Annotated in this window: 9 protein-coding genes; all 9 read right to left on the bottom strand. The window is 38.8% G+C overall.

Going from position 1 to position 18,107, the window contains the following annotated elements; genetic code table 11:
- Positions 1–134: 134 nt before the first annotated feature.
- The 9 genes from HMPREF2794_RS18110 to HMPREF2794_RS18150 all read right to left on the bottom strand — a co-directional run bounded on the left by HMPREF2794_RS18110 (position 135) and on the right by HMPREF2794_RS18150 (position 18,076).
- On the bottom strand, positions 135–2,420 hold the full coding sequence (locus tag HMPREF2794_RS18110; protein WP_246839616.1) for a SusC/RagA family TonB-linked outer membrane protein: 2,286 nt from the start codon (positions 2,418–2,420) through the stop codon (positions 135–137).
- A 31-nt stretch (positions 2,421–2,451) separates the two neighbouring features.
- Positions 2,452–3,822: an IPT/TIG domain-containing protein gene (locus HMPREF2794_RS18115; protein ID WP_010536670.1), complete on the bottom strand. Its 1,371-nt coding sequence runs from the start codon at positions 3,820–3,822 to the stop codon at positions 2,452–2,454.
- 183 nt (positions 3,823–4,005) lie between these two features.
- Positions 4,006–5,766: a hypothetical protein gene (locus HMPREF2794_RS18120; RefSeq protein WP_070752134.1), complete on the bottom strand. Its 1,761-nt coding sequence runs from the start codon at positions 5,764–5,766 to the stop codon at positions 4,006–4,008.
- Between the two features lie 33 nt (positions 5,767–5,799).
- Positions 5,800–6,471 (bottom strand): GDSL-type esterase/lipase family protein, encoded by a 672-nt coding sequence (locus tag HMPREF2794_RS18125; protein WP_240052979.1) that lies wholly within the window; start codon positions 6,469–6,471, stop codon positions 5,800–5,802.
- Positions 6,472–6,825: 354 nt separating this feature from the next.
- The gene (locus HMPREF2794_RS18130) at positions 6,826–7,692 is read right to left on the bottom strand and encodes an alpha/beta hydrolase (protein WP_055268584.1); all 867 of its coding nucleotides are present in this window, start codon (positions 7,690–7,692) and stop codon (positions 6,826–6,828) included.
- Between the two features lie 9 nt (positions 7,693–7,701).
- Positions 7,702–10,380, bottom strand: coding sequence for a family 78 glycoside hydrolase catalytic domain (locus tag HMPREF2794_RS18135; protein ID WP_055268583.1), 2,679 nt, complete (start codon positions 10,378–10,380; stop codon positions 7,702–7,704).
- Positions 10,381–10,450: 70 nt separating this feature from the next.
- Positions 10,451–11,857, bottom strand: a complete 1,407-nt coding sequence (locus tag HMPREF2794_RS18140) for an SGNH/GDSL hydrolase family protein (protein WP_022301544.1) — start codon at positions 11,855–11,857, stop codon at positions 10,451–10,453.
- Between the two features lie 772 nt (positions 11,858–12,629).
- The gene (locus tag HMPREF2794_RS18145; protein WP_070752135.1) at positions 12,630–15,713 is read right to left on the bottom strand and encodes a discoidin domain-containing protein; all 3,084 of its coding nucleotides are present in this window, start codon (positions 15,711–15,713) and stop codon (positions 12,630–12,632) included.
- A gap of 14 nt (positions 15,714–15,727) precedes the next feature.
- Entirely contained in the window at positions 15,728–18,076 is a 2,349-nt protein-coding gene (locus tag HMPREF2794_RS18150) for a GH92 family glycosyl hydrolase (RefSeq protein ID WP_022301546.1), read from the bottom strand.
- Between the last annotated feature and the right edge of the window lie 31 nt (positions 18,077–18,107).

Raw genomic sequence — 18,107 nt, forward strand, 5'->3', positions numbered from 1 at the left:
ACCGGAATGAATATAGAAGCAACGGAAGCAAAATGGAAGGAACGGAACTTTTTGTTTTCTTCCCCAATATAGTGCGCGGCATTCGCCAATCACCGATGTACAGGCGGTTTCATGTACTTCACCCTACATTTCATTCATGCCACATTTTGTATTGAGCCCCGTATATTTCCATCAGCACCCCAGCTCTTCATACGACCTATATTACCATAAGGCATTTGAATCAAGCCTACATAATCAGGAATTTGTTTACGTTCCTGAAAAATTCCATCCCGTGTATCCTTAAAATAATCTAAAGTCAAAGTAAATTTATCCTTAAATAAATGAAGATCCATGCCAACATCAAATTTCTTTGCTTTTTCCCACATCAAATTATTGGCACCAACTTGTTCTTCTGTTAAGCTACCAGTCCCTCCCCAAGGATTTGAAGCATTTTCTTCTTTTATTAGGGTCAGATAAGGAAAACGTCTAGAACTGATGCGGTCATTACCAACAACACCATAAGAAACGCGAAGCTTTAGAAAATTCAACCAACTTACATTTTCACGCATAAATTCATATGAAGATGGTACCCATGCGAAAGCTCCTGCCGGAAAGAATCCATATTGTTTACCTGGTTCAAAGTTTTCAGATCCATTCAAACCAAAGTTCAAATCCCAAAAATATGTATCTTTAAAACCATATGTAAAACGACCAGAAAGACTTTGATAACGTTTTGGTATAGCATTCATGCTTTTATCCGCACCAGTTTCAGATGTATCTTCTATATAATAAAACAATAAACCGCCTACACGATGATCACCAAAGGTACGGTCATAATTAACATTTGCCTCTAAATATAGCTTCCTCCAAACCCAAGCAGCACTACTATATGTAACGTTCTTTTCATCAGCTATTTTCTCAAAACTCAAGGTACCATTAGGGTTACGCTCCTTCAATGCCTCATTTAGTTCCGGCATTTTATAGCGCGCTTCTCCGAATAAGCTTTGTGTATCCCATGATCCCTGTACTTTAGCTGATAGCCCTTTAGTAATCATCGACAAATCCTGTGTAATACCTAAAGTAACTAAATTCCTGGTATTCTGTTCTCTAGCATTACCTGTATAATTCAATAGAACATACGGAGATATTTCATCCTTAGTTCCTGCAGCAGGATAATATCCGTTTGAATAGCGTAATGGATAGCTTATTGGAGTAGTCTTTGCCTGTGAACTCCATAGCCAATCTGTCAAACTGACTCCTCTAGAATATTCCCCCATGCTCGGGCGAGTATTCACCGACATATAGCCAGTTGTTCCAATATAGACTTTAGTTGTTTTAGTCAAATCTATATCCAAATTCAAACGATAATTATAAGTATCATAGCCTACACCTTTATTGTATTTACTATCTTTGGATGGATTATAAGCCGCAGATTCTTTCGACATTCCTAAACTTGCAAAATAACGGGCAACACTGCTACCACCTTGAGCACTTACATAATAAGTTTGCTGGAAAGAATTGGGATTTAAAATAACATCTTGCCAGTCAATGTTTGGGTACAGATCCGGATCTAAACCATATTTTATAATATCCATTTCTGTCTTGTTATAAATAGGAGATAATCCGGTTGCAACAGAAGCTTCATTTGCCATTTCAGCATATTGAGTGGCATTAACATATTCAGGTAAACGTTTTAAATGTGAGATTGTCATATTAGCACGACCACTGATCTTCAATTTGGACTCCAAACCACGCTTCGTCGTTACCAATACTACACCATTTGCACCTCGACTACCATACACCGCTGTAGCCGCAGCATCTTTCAAAACAGAAAAGCTTTCAACATCGGCAGCATCTATCTGACTCAAACTACCTTCCAAACCATCAATCAACACTAATGCACCACTATTAGCACCAAACGTACCAATACCGCGCACCCAAAACTCGGAAATATTTTTGCCCGGTTCACCGCTAGATTGAACTCCAATCACACCTGCAACACGACCTGCTAGTGTATTAACTATATTTGTAGCAGGAACCTCTAGCTGTGCTGGATCCATCGTTGTAATTGCACCAGCAACACTGACCTTTCGCTGTGTACCCATACCTACTACCACTACTTCATCAATATTCTCCGTAGCCGGTTTTAAGGTAACTTTAATGTTATCAATTTTATTCGTTAAACGTTGCTCATAGTTTTCATATCCCAAAAAAGACACAACCACTATATCATATATGTTCACCTTTAACCGAAATTTACCATCAATATTAGTAGTTATTCCCACACCCGGTTTATCTTTAACATATACATTTGCTCCCGGAACCGGTTCATTAAATTCATCGAAGACTGTACCAGTCAACATGAAGCTATGCTCTTTCTGTGCGTGTACTTGTGCTACAAACGCAAGAAGCAAAGCAAAAATTACAAATATTCGATTCATATTATATTAAATATAAAGTTTCACTAATTATTTATTCGACAGCCAATCGACGAATAGCACGGTTCTCTGAGTCACCGATATACATTACATCGTCGTTATCAATACAGATTCCCAGTGGTTTTTTAAATTGAGCATCTTCTGCACTACCATTTACATAACCTGAATTTTGAGGTTTTCCTGCTAATGTAGATACATAACCTGTACTCATTGTTATCTTACGAATACAGTGATTCTCGGTATCAGTCAAAATTATATTGCCTTCGGAATCGACACACATCTGTCCAGGTTTATTAAACATAGCCTGTCCTATCGGTCCGTCCAAATATCCGCTTTTACCTTCTTGACCAGCCCAACATGCCCATTCTTTAGTACGTAAATCATATTTATAAATGCAATGTTTATCGTTATTTGAGAAATAAAAAACATTCTCATCTTGGGGATCGAAAACAAGTCCATAAGCACTACCATCCTTGGTTCCAACCAAATCCCCATTCGTTAGATTCTCTCCCCTAGCATTCTCTACATCAATCCGTACCAGATTTCCACCCAACATTCTTGAATACATTTTTCCATCTGGTCCCATTGTAAAATTACACTTGGCTGCCCATACTCCAAATCCTTCAATATTTGGGAAATTTGAATCATCCCATGAAACAGAGCTTATAGCTGTAGTTGGTGCATAATCCGTCTTAGGGTCAAAATAATTAACATCATGACTATCTCTATTGGCCCAAAACTGATAAACGATTCCCTCCTTACTATTATATCCCAAGATAGGAGAGTTAAACATCGCATTAATATCTGATTTTAGAGATATTAATTTATCAGCCTCCTCATTCAACATAAATGCAGCAAATTTTCCATCATTATCTACTAAAAAGAAAACATTTTTATCCTTATCTACACAAATACACCTGTCAATATTTGCTCTAAATTGTGCTTCCGAAAGTGGTATAGTTCCTGTTGGATTCACCTGCGCTGATGTACTTCCTCCCACTAATGTAGTAACAGTGGTCTGGATATAATAATTAAATGTCTGATTGTACTCTCCCATTTGCTCCTGCACTTGTACTTTAACAACACACTCCGGGTCCTCTACTGTAGATGCACGTTTTGGAGCCAATACCAACATTCTATCATCCTTCACTGAAATTACAGAAGCCTCTTTATCATTGAAAAAGACCTTCACATTTTCCTTACTATTCCCAAAATTTGATCCATTAAGAATCACTTGAGTGGCAAGTTTGCCTTCATTCGGATAGAAATCAGTCAACACAATCGGCTTATTCGGGTCATAGCCCGAAGTTGACTCTTCATCGTCTTTACAAGACGCAAAGCAGCAGCCTACAGCTATGCAAACAAGCCACTGCCATTTAAAACATTTTTGTAATAAGTTTCTCATAGAAAATACCGTTTTTAAGAATTTATATAATAATAATGATCATAGTCTTACTTTTGTTATTTTATGTTTCTTTCTCATACTTTTCGCTACAATTAATATTAAGACGACTAGAATAATACTAACCACTAAGTAATATTCATTCATTTTTTATTTTCTATAACATATAAGAGGAAAGGTAGAAAGCTATTTCCTGTATTTATCAACTGTCTCTTGTATACCAACCGGAAAACCAAAAAAGTTAGAAGAAATCTTATACAATGAAGGACAATCATCGTTTTCTTTAGATAAGTCATTCCATTCTTTCCACAAACTATCAAATATGGTAATATACTTATCCATTTCTACCCGATTAAAAGGCTTTTTTGTTGTATCTGCCACATAACCACATAGCATAATCTGCCACGAAACAGAAAAAAGCTCATATTTAATGCGCCCATACGAACAGGAAGTACGAATGAAATGATTCAATTCTTCTGAAGGAAAATGTAGTTTTTGAGAGATCTGTTCTATTTCCTTCCAAATACGGACAGCTTCTTCCTTTTCTTTCAGATAAGCATTTACCTGATTTCTTTCAATCATACGATCAAAATAACTCTTTTGATATACATCTCCAGTTATGGTATCATCACGTGTCCAATTAACATAAGTATCTCCCATAGCACTATATTGCCCTTTTATCACTCCATCTTCTGATAACAGGCAAAGCCGACGAAACATCTCCCATTCCGACTCGGGAAGCCCCTTTGCTTTTGCAAAATCATATAGTATTTCCTTTTCTGTTTTCAAAGGATTACTAGCCCAATGCGACATGACATAAGCATTTAATTCAACCCAAAACTCATTTTTGATATAAGGCCCTCCCCAACCACCACCACGTGACCAAGTCCAAATACCCTTAAACAAGGGATTATCTTTCACTTGGTTTAAACAATACGGATTCTTTATACCAGGTTTCTTAAATTCTTCAAAACCACCAATTACTCCTTTGGCGATATAATTTGGATGCGCTCCCTTTCCTTCATATTCACGTTGGCATTGCACTTCTACTACTTGTTGATGTTTACCAATACCTATACAAGGATTAAAAGGAACACCATATTGTCCTGATTCTTCCAGCCAATATTTGTCCAGTGCACTATAATTCATATCAGGATTTACAATTGCTGATCTCCAAAAATCTGTCATGGTGTGTTTGATAGAGAAATAAAGATTGGGATGCGGCTCTATACTGTCTGTAACAGATAAATAATATTTTGGGACCGAGTGCAATTGTCCCATATCCCATGTACGATAAAACAACTTCTTATTACGTCTTTCACAAACTTCTTTCCGCAATAAATTAACTAACGTAATATGGTCATGCATACCGTTTTGTACCGGATGATTACCTACGTAATAAGGAGCATCATGCAGATAAGTTTCTCCTGTACGAATCACTAATCCATCCAATTGTGGAAACGTTTTAAACATTTCCTCCATCAATTCACGAATACAAAACTGAGTGTAAGGTTTCGAGATATCAAGTTTTCCTTGTTCGTTAGTAAGTTCTGCTCTATGTTTTTCTACCAATGAGGAAGGAAGTACTAACATATCAAGCATGCAGTATACCTGAAGACCTTCCTTTTTTGCCGCATCATATTTTTTATGGATTATTTCTGCTTTCTCTGCCACCCAGCGCCCGGCTTCAGTAGTATCCGGAAATAAAGAAGGATCAAAACTCTTCCAGTCAATTCCAAACTGCGCAGCCTCAAACAAGAAAAAAACTTTTGCTCCATATTCATTTGTTTTCAAGAAAGAAGGATCGAGAAACTTTGATTCTGTCATAGCTTCACCCGGATTATGGTGTACCATATCCATCACAACAAATTTCTGTCGTACACAACCTGTCAGCAATAGATTAGCTGCATAACATGATAAAAAAATAAAATAAATATATCGCTTCATGTGTTGTTTTATAGTATGATTTTTCTCCTACTTCTATTTAGCAAATGGATCTCTTAATTTAGGAGCTTTTTTACCTGTAATAGCTTTATATATATGCTCCGCCAATATGAGCGAACCGTTCTTATTCAGATGCACATTATCCCATACATAGCAAGTTGAATCAACTTTATGCTCTAATGGGCTATACAGATCTACCAATTTCAGATGGAACTTTCTTGCAACGTTCTTTTGGATCGGATTAATTTCATCTGTTATTACCTCATTGCGGATTCCATATAAATTATTACTTGCCGGAATACAACGACATATAATGATTTTCGGTTTAGATCCACACTTCTGGAAAGTAGTGATCATATATTCTAAATCAGTTTCAAATTCATCCTTATATTTCCAATTTTCTGGTTTGGAATCATTAGTACCAAGTTTAATAATTACAACGTTCGGTTGAAATTTCTGTGCATTGATAAATGCATCGGTACTCATATAAGGATGATCACCTTTTCGCAATAAAGTATGGCCCCACTTTCCAAAATTACCAACTTCATATTGATCTCCAAGCATACGAGCCAAAGGAGTCGGATAATTGTCAACCCCTTCGGTGATACTATTGCCAATGCAAGCTATTTTAATCTTATCCTGCGCTACACCGCAAACAGATATGAGCATCAGAAATGCGAAAACTAATATTCGAACTATTTTCGTCATATGATTTTGTATTCTAGTCACTATTTTTCCTGTTTCAACTGAAAACAAAACCTCTTTACCTTTTAAAAAACAATCCACCTATCTTAACCTACGATATTTTGCAAGCTCCCTCCGACTATAGTAAGAGTAATGAGGAGCCAATTTTAGCCGGAGGATAAAATTGAAAATCAATCAAACACCAATCCTAACCTTTTACCTAAATTAAACCCATAAAAAACAATGTTTATATTAAGAACGAGTAAACAGGCAAATACCACTAAAAAGAAATAAAAAAAATATCCATAAATTTTGATTCATAGGACAAAAGGTCTTATTCTCCAAAGCCTATCTCTACAAAACCTACTTTACTTACGCTTAATATTGAGTAAATATTCTGGATACAAACCTCATTACTTCAGGTAACTCCATCCGCCAGTAAGTCCACGAATGCCCACCGTCTTTCACACGAAATTCATGACCAACCTGATGTTGCAACAGCGTGTTATGTAGAAGACAGTTCGTTATCGATAAAAAATCATCGTCACCACAACTGATATACCAGCGAATCCATTTGATGCGGTCTAACTTTTCTTTCGGGGATTTCTCCAAGATAGTTTGTATATCCATTTGTCCGAGAATTTCCGCTTTCTTTTCTTCCGATACCTTCGATAAATCCGATTGATTCTTCATTTGATCGAATGTCCATTCCCCTCCAACAGCACTCAACGGAGCAGCAGCAACGAACATCTCCGGATAATGAAGCGCATAAAACAACGCTCCACCACCTCCCATCGACAAGCCGGAGATAGCACGGTAACGACTTTCAGCACGCACCCTGTACGTTTTCTCTATATGTGGGATTAATTCCTTAAAAAAGAAATCTTCGTAATTATACGTTCCGTCCAGCAAGTTAAAATAGCCTTTATGAACCGTGTCAGCATCAGGCATAACAATAATCATCGGTGCTGATTTCCCCTCAGCAATCGCCTTATCAGCAATATACTGAACCTGACCAAATTGTATCCATCCCGTATGATTGTCACCTAACCCGTGAAGCAAATACAATACAGGATAACTACCATCTCCTTCCTCATAGCCTGCCGGCAAATAAATGGAGTAACTGCGTTCCATTCCCAAAATCTCACTTTTCACAGTACGTGTCTCATATACTTTCCCTTGTTGAGCAAAGGCCGTAGCAACCAGACACACCGCTAAAAGCGCTGACAATAAATGTTTTCTCATACGTATCTATTATTTCATGTAAATATAGTATTTTAAATTACCTGCGTTTAATTGGATTGTTTTCTTTTCTATACGAACATTCTTCCCATTCATCTTACAAGCAACAGCCCCATCGGGAATACAGAGTGTAGCAGTAACTCCTGCAGGAATATCGACTTGAAGAGTCATAATATTATCTGTCAATTCCCAATCAACAGCAATCACACCATACGGAGTGTCTTTGGTCATCTTAGCCCAAGTCACACCTTCCGGTATTTGTGGATCGATAAATACATGCCGATAACCGGGTGCTGTCTCATCCATTCTTAGTCCTCCTATTGCCTGATAAAACCAGGCTCCAATTCCATTATAGCAGTTATGCACCCTGCTCCGTTCACCATTCCAAGACTCCCAAGTCGCTGTAGCGCCATTATCTATCATATACAAATAACCTGGATAATCACGTTTCTTCAGCATTTGATATAAAAAGTCAACTTCCCTGTTACGAATAGCCCACTCTGTCAGAATAGGGACACCTACCAGCCCTACAGCAATATGGCCCTTGTACTGCTTTTCAGTATCAGTCATCATCTTTCTTTTCACATCATCGTACAAAGAATCCGGTACAGCTCCTACAAGCATCGGATAACACATGTCTAACTGTGAACCGGTAGAATAGATGCCTTCACTCGGATGATAAAACGTCTGATGAATCAACTCATTAAGATTTTTCCTGCGCACAGCAAACTCTTGTGCTTCCTTTTCTTCTCTAAGTATCAGGGCTATTTTCTCCATTGTCCCCAAACATTCACTGATAAAACAATTATTCACCAGATCAACAGAAGATTGCGCTCCTGCATCCACTCCCATCGGTGCAAGCCAGTCACCAAGATACCAATCACGATATTGAGTGTCAGGCCAGCGTTTCAGCAATCCATCCACTGTATATTTATCCACATATGAGAACCATTCTTTCATTTTTGGATAATAGTTCTTTATCAATCTCGAATCATCGTAATTCACATACGTTCGCCATGGCGCCTGCACAATAAATCCACACCAATACGGACCGCCGCCACCTGCACCGGGATTAGGACCTACATGAGCCAGACTTCCCCCGTCGCGCATTGAATCTCCCCATGTTTGTATCCAGTTTGTGAAAGTCGGCGCTACATCATACATTGTTTGCAAACTCATTGTAGACGAATTTCCATCGCCACCATAGCCTGCTCGCTCCAGATGCGGACAGTCGACCATATATCCGCTAAATGTCAGACACTTCATGGTATATTGAATCATATTATGAATGGCGTTCAAGTCTGCATCCGAACATTCGAAAGTCGCGGTCTGCCGATAATCGCCATAAATCTGGAGAGATTTTATCCATTCAGTTTTCGGTCCTACCGGAAGGTTGGAGATACGGACATAACGATAAGCATGATGATTGAACTTATTCCTAAAATATTCTCCCCTCCGTCCACCGGAAATATAAACATCACTCTCACCCTGTTTGTCAAAATCTCCTTCCTTAGTCAGATTATCACTATATTCCATCGTAACCTCATGCCCCACAGGTAACACCGGCATCTGCATTTCAAACCATCCGGTCTGTATTCTTCCCATATCTACCAACCAAGTACCTTCACTAAGTTTCCTGATAGAAACAGGTTGCAATGTGTGATGTATCTTGTTAGCTTCACACATTTGAGGTGAAACGATGTGTTCCGGTACATTTACTTCCACCACAGGGTACCATTTCATTTTATCCAGAGAATAGGTTGAAAATTCTGTCGGCACTATTCGCCCATCCACTCTTTCACCACCAAATTGCAAAGCACACCAATTACCTATATCTGAATAACCACTTTCACGTCCGCTCCAAGAAGTGTCGGTTGCAGTTAATACTTTCCATTTTCCATCTTTCAGCATATCCAGTTCCGCTTTTACCAACGGACCGTCATAAGCAGCACCAAAAGTAGTTTTCTTATACCAACCTTGTCCAAGCCATATCAACAGATCATTCTCTCCTTCTTTCAAATAAGAAGATACGTCATAAGTGACCATTAACGAACGTTTATTCAGCTGTGAAACAGCAGGGGTAAGAACATTCTCCGTAACTTTCTTTCCATTGACATATACTTCATGATACCCCAGAGAATTCACATAAAGAAAAGCTGTTGCCAGTTCATCTATTTGCACTTTTTTGCGAAGTAAAGGAGCACAAACTTTGCCTCCTTCCGGGGATGAACCGATATAGGCGCCATGTATCTGTTCCTTATTCAAAAGACCAATAGAAAAACGTGCCACCGTACTCCATTGGGAAACATTTCTTTTCCGGTCCCAGGCACGTACCCTCCAATAGCATAAAGAACGCGAAGCCAGAGGCAAGCCTTGATAAGGTACCATCACAGAAACATCAGATTTCAACTTTCCCGATTGCCATAAGTCCGCCTTCCCCCCTATTAACAGAAGACTATCTGACGCTACCTGAATTTCGTAAAAGGCTTGTCTATCCACCGCCCCATCTCCTTTCAATTTCCAGCTAAAACAGGGAGTAACGTTGTCAATCCCCAAAGGATCAACCATATTCTCACATTTTAACTCCACCAAAGAGAAAGGCCCCCTGTTCTCTTTCCCATGTACAATCTTTGGCAGACACCAAAGACAGCATATTATTCCTATGCCTAGTAACAGTTTTTTATTCTTCATAAATAAGTTTCTATGAATATTACAGCTATGGATCATCAGTCCAATACTCTCATAATAAATAATAAATGACTCAATCTATCTTTGTTAACTTGACTTTATGAGTTGTCGGCTTATTCATTTTATAGATTGTATCGACAATGGTCTTCATATATTTACTCCACACTTCGCGTATCTCAGGATACATCGCTTTGGTATACCACTCATAACTCATTCTCAGAAAACCATCTTTAGGTAAATACTCCCTAAGTTTATTTACGGCCTCCTCATTATCAGCAAACAACAGACCTTCCTTTTTCAAGAACGAGTATTCCGTCCACAAATATTCTCTGAAACGTTTTTCCACTTCAAAACGTTCTTCGTTCAGATACATGATTTTCATAGCTTGCTGATACTGGGGTGTATTGGGATAATCGGCCAGATTGATACCATCTTCCAACTGCTCAGATGAAACATTATCAATAAACAATCCGTCTATTGTCAACCGATAATGACCTTTTCCCAGGTTAGTCACCTGCAAACGCTCTTGATTAAATTCTTCCATAAACGGAACTAAATCCATAGCATCGCGTTGTGACCTTTTGTTTCCCCAACCATGTCTTGGAATAGAGTCCAAAGGATAAGGAAGTGAATTTGCCAAATAATCAAAACTTAAACTACCTGCTTCTTTCTTCAGTCCGGAGACTTTACAATTCCTATGACTTAATAGATTCTTGTTATTTGCATCAATCGAAACATCCGATACTTCGACCCCATCCAATCCCTGCGCCTTTAAAAATAAATAAGCCATCACCATCTGCCCGTCATTATCAGGATGGATTCTATCCACTCTACAAAAAGTGAATGTTGAGTCTTTCTTTTGCTCTTCCAGACTTATTTGCACCATCGGCTGATTAAAATCCACAAATCCCCATCCATTCTTCTTAGCCGCTTTGCGCTGGGCATCAATTATCTTTAAAATAGCATCATTTTTATGAAGAAAAAGCAAACTATTCAATTTCGTCGTTTCATCATAAGGTGAACCACCTATCAGCACTTTGGTCATTTTATTCTCTGCCAGCAAGCGTTTCTCTATTTCCCGAAAACTTTCCAATGATTTTTCGATCCGTTGCTCCGACAACTCCTTAGCATTCTCCTTCCAAAAAATATCATACCCTGTGTCATTCATACCAAAAGTCAGAGTCACATAAGTCGGTTTTCTGTCAAAAACATCGTAGTCCAACCGATCTTTAATATCCCATGCACTCTCCCCGCCAATTCCGGCATTCATTATTGTTATCGGCTTGTTTGGGAAACGAGTCATGTAATACAACCACACAAACGAATGATAATGTCCGCCATGGGTTATACTATTTCCAACAAAAACTACCCGTTCTCCTTTTTTAAAGGGAGGAATTGCCGATTGTGCGCACAAGCTATTACAACAAGTGCAGACTAGAAACAGCAGGAAAAATACCTTTACGTTTATTTTACAGTTCATTTGATTATATGCTTTATTACAAATTTAATTATTTATCCTTCAAAACATTCTCTTTTCCAACTTTGAATGAAAAAGAATCTTGTTTAAAAAGACGATTCAAGTTTACTTAACCACTAAAACAGATCTTTTATTTTTCCTGCAACTTCCACTAGGAAAAATCAATTTCTTATTGTCACTTGTCACTTTTCAGAGATAACCATTTATCAATCAAACGAATATCGGTGATAATAAGCAGTGACAATAAGAGTGATAATAAGATTTTCGAAGTTTCTATTGTCACTTCCAGTCTACCCACATCAAGTATGCCCACTGATTTATACAACCTTAACGTCCTATTTTTCTTCGTTCTGTCCGTACACAAAACTATTTATCATAGCACATATTAAAACAAATGACGGTAACATTAATACATAAAGAAGCTTTGACGAATAAGCTTTGTCAGTAATATGTCTTCGTTTCACGTACATGGAGCATTCGGACTATGTACGTGATCTGATGGGATTACGTATGTGAAACGATGGGATTACGTACATGAAACGAACTATTGCTAGTACCAAAAGGCATTAAGCAAGCATACATACTAGATTAATAAGTCAATCATTGTCTATTAAATCAAGCAGGTTATTCAAGGTAAAGCGTTCACTTTCTACTCCTGAGCATAGTAAATACAGTATATAAGAGATATAAAAAAACAGAAGATAGCGCAGCAATGCTGAACTTACTATCTTCTGGTATTCAAAATAAAAAAGTAGTCCTTAGTTTTCTACATATATCATATATCCAATTTCTTCTGTTCAGCCTTACCATACTGTTTAAGCAAAACACTGACTCCCTCTTTCAACATTTCCGGTTCTGCTTCAACAGAAATGGTCCGTTCTTCACCCGGCATCAAAGTTATATAATTATCAGACATGATAACAGGAAGAATTCTTTCTTGAGTAGCCGTATTCACCAATCTTATCCGGTTAGCACAAGCAACTGTTTTCGAATGATTTTTCACCGATAATTTCATCTTCCCTTCAGATATCATCGATTTGTCAACTAACTTGCAAGACAATTCTGCTTCCGGTAACGTATTCAAGGCCGTATAATCAAGATCAGTCACACCGTTTCTCCAGTAGAAGTTATCTGAAATCAAATTACCATTTGCGTCTGTCAGTTCTAACCGGATGAAATGGAGTGGAGTCAATTCCTCAACATTTTTTTGTTTCTTACCATAGATTTCAAATTCATACAGTGAATATCCAAAGTCTGTAGCACGGCTAACTCCTTCCATTTTCACATAACGCGCAGTAACCGGAGAGAGTTTGATCTCATCTGTACCGCCTTTTCCATCTTTGTTTGTATAGACAGTTTTCCATTTCTTCGCATCATTCGAGACTTGGATTTCATACTCTTTGGCACGTGCAGTTTCCCATTTCAACACAACATTCTCTATTTTTTCTTTCTTACCCAAGTCAACATAAATCCATTGAGAATCGCTCGCATCACTTTCCCAACGACTCCCTGCTCCTCCGTCAGCTACTAAAGAAGCCGGTCTGGATGCTGATGATGAAGAAGCTACCACATTCTTGCCAAAAGCCAGATTGTATGGATTGAAGTTTAACGTGAATGCTTCCGCAATGTTACTTGCCGGTACGTCCATCTGTTTTGTACGTCCATAAGCCGCAACCTCTTTTCCATTCAGGTTGTAGATAGTTGCTTTAGCATAAGCGCCCTTCAAGTCTTTGGTAGTGGTATTTACTGCTTTTATACTATTATTAGAAGAGTTCCACTGGAGATGAAGATGTTCGCAAGCCTTCTTTGCTCCCCAATAAGCTCCGGTAGGATCATAATAATAGTCATACGTCTGCCATACGAATGATGGATATGCCGGATGACTCATCCAGATCAGAAGTCCGGCTGCATCATTCCACATTTTATCATTCCATGCTTCATACATTCCTTTCATTACTTCAATATTCAGCAACTGAGCTTTCTCACAGAACTCTTCCAGACAGGAAGATTCCCCGAATTGTGTATTTACTGATTTTTTATAATTGATAGGGTTGGCATTGGACGCTTCTTTACCAAAGAAATGCTTATTCCAAACGTTATCATCATCATCTTTCAATTGTTCATCAGTAGGCAGAGGCCACCATGAGTCTTGGGGTATAAACAGTTTCACACTCTCAAATGTCGGAAAGGTAGCCGTTCCTATTTCAGTACGCAGACCATAGCCATGATCTATACCATACGGATAAGCCGGTTCATTGAATGCCAGATTACTGCCCGAAGTCTCAAAATGATGTTTAGGCGGCTGATTTCCCCACCATCCACTTCCGGATAAACCGTCCTGATTGGAACAAGACTTATACATTCGGTCGTTTTTGTCTTCTTGAGCTATCATCTCATGCAAATAATTATCCAAATCAGGCTCCGGATGTGTTTCATTAGCACCGCACCAGATAGCAATAGAAGGGTGATTCCTTAAACGTCTCACTTTATCAAGAGCATTCGCTTTGAATGCTTCCGGCTGAGCTACGCTATTATAAGCTACATACAGCCAGAAATCATTCCATACCATGATTCCATACTTATCGCAATAATCATAGAATTCATCATCAGTCACACAACCTGTCCACAAACGGATCATGTTGTAGTTCATATCTTTATGCAACTTGATTTTGGTTTCATACTCTTTGCCATGACAACGAAGCAGATACTCGCTCATTCCCCAGTTTCCACCTTTCAGATAAATCTTCTGTCCATTGATAAAGAATGTCAGAACCGGGTAATTCACTACGTTGTTGATCATCTTATATTCATACTTTTTGATACCAAAAGTAATATCCTTTTCATCCGATACTTTTCCATCTATCGAACAAGTCAGTTTACAGGTATAAAGATTCGGTTCTCCATAGCCGTTAGGCCACCAAAGTTTCGGATTACGAATAACTAATGCAGCAAAATCACTTTTATCTACCGACAACTGTGCTGTTTCTTTTCCTCCCACCCGAATGTGCTTGGAAAAGGTTATATTTCCCGGCTGAATAACACCGGAAACTTCCACTTCTTTCGGAGCAGAAGAAGCATTCTTGATTCCTGTAGAGAAAGATAACTCCGCTTGTTGCAAAGTCGGCAATTCCGAGCGAATCCACGGGTCTTCCATCACAGCATCACCTGTAATAGACAGATATGCATTTCCTGTAATTCCGGCAAGACGCCCCGGAACATACGGCATCCAATCCCAACCGGCACCTGCCAGATAGCTGGGACTACAAGCAACACCATACGGATCTTTTCCTTTACGAGTCTTTTTCTGGTCGGGATCAGTAATCAAAACCGCAACCGCATTCTTTCCTGATTTCTTAATCAGATGTGTCACATCAAATTTGGAACGCAACATATGCCCGCTTACATCTTTAGTAGATGTCTTTGTCCCCGATATTTTTTCTCCGTTAAAATAGAAATCGGCGAAACGATTGGTATTGTCAAAATGAAGCCAAACACGCTTACCGGCTGAATAAGATGCCGGAAGTTCAAATTCCGTACGATACCAGAAAGGACGGTTATAAAACGCCTCGTCTACTTTGTATATATTATCAGCATAGTTAGGATCGGGAACGATTCCGGCTTCAACATATGCTGTAAAAACTGCTCCGGGCACTACTCCTTTCACATAGTCCGGCATTTTAAAACCTGGGGTAGAGATTTGTTCTCCTCCCATATTATTCAAATCTGCCTGCGGTTTGACTTCCCATACTATCTTGGGATTGGAACTGTTCAATGACATGGTAGAAGTCTGAGCATGCCCTATTCCATTCAGTACAAACAAACTTGATGCCAGTAAAAGAAGTCTAAACTTATTCATCATATTATTCAGCTATTTTAAATGTTAGATAAAACTCCCCATTTTGTATTGGGCTTATCGCCCATAAATAATTCCAATGTTCCTCCTGCTGCAATCTCAGCAAAGTCAAGGTAACATTTATTGTACTCCTTGCCATTCAGTAAGGCTTTTTGTATATATAGATTATTTGTGTTGTTATTGTGAGCAATAATAGTAAATACTTTTCCCTGATGATATTTTGAATCCAGCTTAAATTCTACCTTGTCAAAAACAGGACTGGTTATTTCCATACGTGTATTACCGGGACAGGAAGGATGAATTCCGGAAGCAGCCAATATATACCACGCAGACATCTGTCCGACATCTTCATTGCCAACAATTCCTTCTACTTTGTTCGCATAAGCATTTTTACAGATATATCGTGTCCACTTCTGTGTATACCAAGGCACATCCAGCTGATTAAAAAGGAAAGGAACAAAATGTACCGGTTCATTAGCATGATTATAATAATTATTCCATAACATATCAGAAGGAGTATGATCAAATAAATTAGTCAGATTAGCTATTACCTTTTCCTTGCCACCCATCAATTCAACCATTCCCGGAACATCATGCGGTACAAACCAACCTTGCTGATAAGCATTCGACTCAATGCAACCATACCATTCTTCGGTCAGTGCATTCTCCGGCCATGCTTTCCATGATCCATCTGCATTACGGGGACGGAACCAGCCTTTTTCCACATCAAACATATTATGATAGGCTTGCCCTTTTTCATAAAAGAGCTTTGCATCTTCTTCTTTTCCCAACGCCTTTGCCAACTGAGCCACACACCAGTCTGCATAAGCATATTCCAGAGTATACGAAATACTCAACGGTTCAGGTGTATATCCCAACAAATCATTCCCAAACTTAGCCGACGTGTTGACTGCATACTGATATGCTTTTTCCACATCGTATGTGCGAATTCCTTTCATATAAGCGTCTGCCAGCACCGACAATGCAGGATTACCTATCATACAACCGGAATAAGAATTCAGAAGTTCCCAACGTTCGTAATATTCCCGTCCACTCTGATCTGCCATCGTTATCAGTGAATTCAACGCATCACTCACCAAATGCGGATTGATCATCGCTTGTAAAGGGAACTGGCTACGGAAAACATCCCAACCACTAAATATGGTACGTTTGATAAATGTACCATCCTGTTCATGTATCTTTTTATCTCCGCCAATGTATCGCCCGTCTACATCTGTATAGATACGCGGATCAATCATAGTATGATACAATGATGTATAAAAAACAGTTTTCTCGTCATCCGTTCCACCGGATATCCGTACACGGCTAAGCTCTTGATTCCACAAATCATTTGCTTCCTGTTTTACTTGAGCAAAGTTTTTAGAAGCAATCTCCTGTTTAAAGTTGTTGGCTGCTCCTTCCATATCGACAAAGGAGATACCGACTTTCATCTCAACTTCTTCTCCTTCTTTCGTCGGAAATTCGGTGAAGAATCCAAGATGCTTTCCTTCCAGCTCTTTTTTATCTTTAATGACCGGAGCTTGTGATACACGTGTCAGATAAGGAATACTCACCACTTCATCACGCTTCCGAACCCAGTCATCGGGAATATCTGCACTCCAAAAACCATAATTACTCAATGGTTTGCTAAATTGTGCATAATAATAAACAGTATAATCGGAGTTTCCCTCACCGTTTCCCCATCCGCCACCATCGGGTGTACACTTCATCCAACCTTGGATGGTATGATCATCCAATACTTTCACATATTGCGAAGTGGAGGTTCCTCCCACTCTACGTGCCAAGTCTATCTGAATACGAGATTGCTCACTGGAAGGGAAAGTGAATTGCAATATTCCACAATGAGGTGTCGCACTACTCTCTACTTTAATCTTATAATCAGTCAGTTCTACTGAATAATACCCTGCTTTAGCTATTTCGGTTGCTTTATCATAAGCAGAACGATAACCTTTTATACTTCCATCTTCTTTACCCGCAATTTTTTGCAATTTGCCCGTTGTAGGCATCACAAGGAAATTTCCTAAATCCCCAAACCACCCTACTCCACTCATTTGGGTAAAGGCAAAACCTTCAATGGTTTTATGTTCATCACTATAACCGGAACCATTGTCACCGCCGGTTATTGTATTAGGACTTACTTGTACCATGCCGTAAGGAGTAGTAGCGCCGGGAAATGTCTTACCTAATCCATGATAAACACCGGCAGCTCCTACACTGGTACTGGCACCTATAAAAGGATTTACATAATCAGTCGGAATTAAATCTTCTGTTACCACTCCTGCCGAAGAACAAGCTGTCAGCCACAAAAAAGAGCAAGCTATTAAAAGATTAGCGCTAGCTTTATACATAAAAATATTACAGTTTACTATTATTAGAATA

Origin of the sequence: Bacteroides sp. HMSC067B03 (genome assembly GCF_001811315.1) — a bacterium.
Classification (GTDB): Bacteria; Bacteroidota; Bacteroidia; order Bacteroidales; family Bacteroidaceae; genus Bacteroides; species Bacteroides faecis.

What these genes read in the sequence shown, in the direction of transcription:
- HMPREF2794_RS18110 (WP_246839616.1), bottom strand. Translation starts at nt 2,420, where the DNA reads ATGAATCGAATATTTGTAATTTTTGCTTTGCTTCTTGCGTTTGTAGCA.
- HMPREF2794_RS18115 (WP_010536670.1), bottom strand. Translation starts at nt 3,822, where the DNA reads ATGAGAAACTTATTACAAAAATGTTTTAAATGGCAGTGGCTTGTTTGC.
- HMPREF2794_RS18120 (WP_070752134.1), bottom strand. Translation starts at nt 5,766, where the DNA reads ATGAAGCGATATATTTATTTTATTTTTTTATCATGTTATGCAGCTAAT.
- HMPREF2794_RS18125 (WP_240052979.1), bottom strand. Translation starts at nt 6,471, where the DNA reads ATGACGAAAATAGTTCGAATATTAGTTTTCGCATTTCTGATGCTCATA.
- HMPREF2794_RS18130 (WP_055268584.1), bottom strand. Translation starts at nt 7,692, where the DNA reads ATGAGAAAACATTTATTGTCAGCGCTTTTAGCGGTGTGTCTGGTTGCT.
- HMPREF2794_RS18135 (WP_055268583.1), bottom strand. Translation starts at nt 10,380, where the DNA reads ATGAAGAATAAAAAACTGTTACTAGGCATAGGAATAATATGCTGTCTT.
- HMPREF2794_RS18140 (WP_022301544.1), bottom strand. Translation starts at nt 11,857, where the DNA reads ATGAACTGTAAAATAAACGTAAAGGTATTTTTCCTGCTGTTTCTAGTC.
- HMPREF2794_RS18145 (WP_070752135.1), bottom strand. Translation starts at nt 15,713, where the DNA reads ATGATGAATAAGTTTAGACTTCTTTTACTGGCATCAAGTTTGTTTGTA.
- HMPREF2794_RS18150 (WP_022301546.1), bottom strand. Translation starts at nt 18,076, where the DNA reads ATGTATAAAGCTAGCGCTAATCTTTTAATAGCTTGCTCTTTTTTGTGG.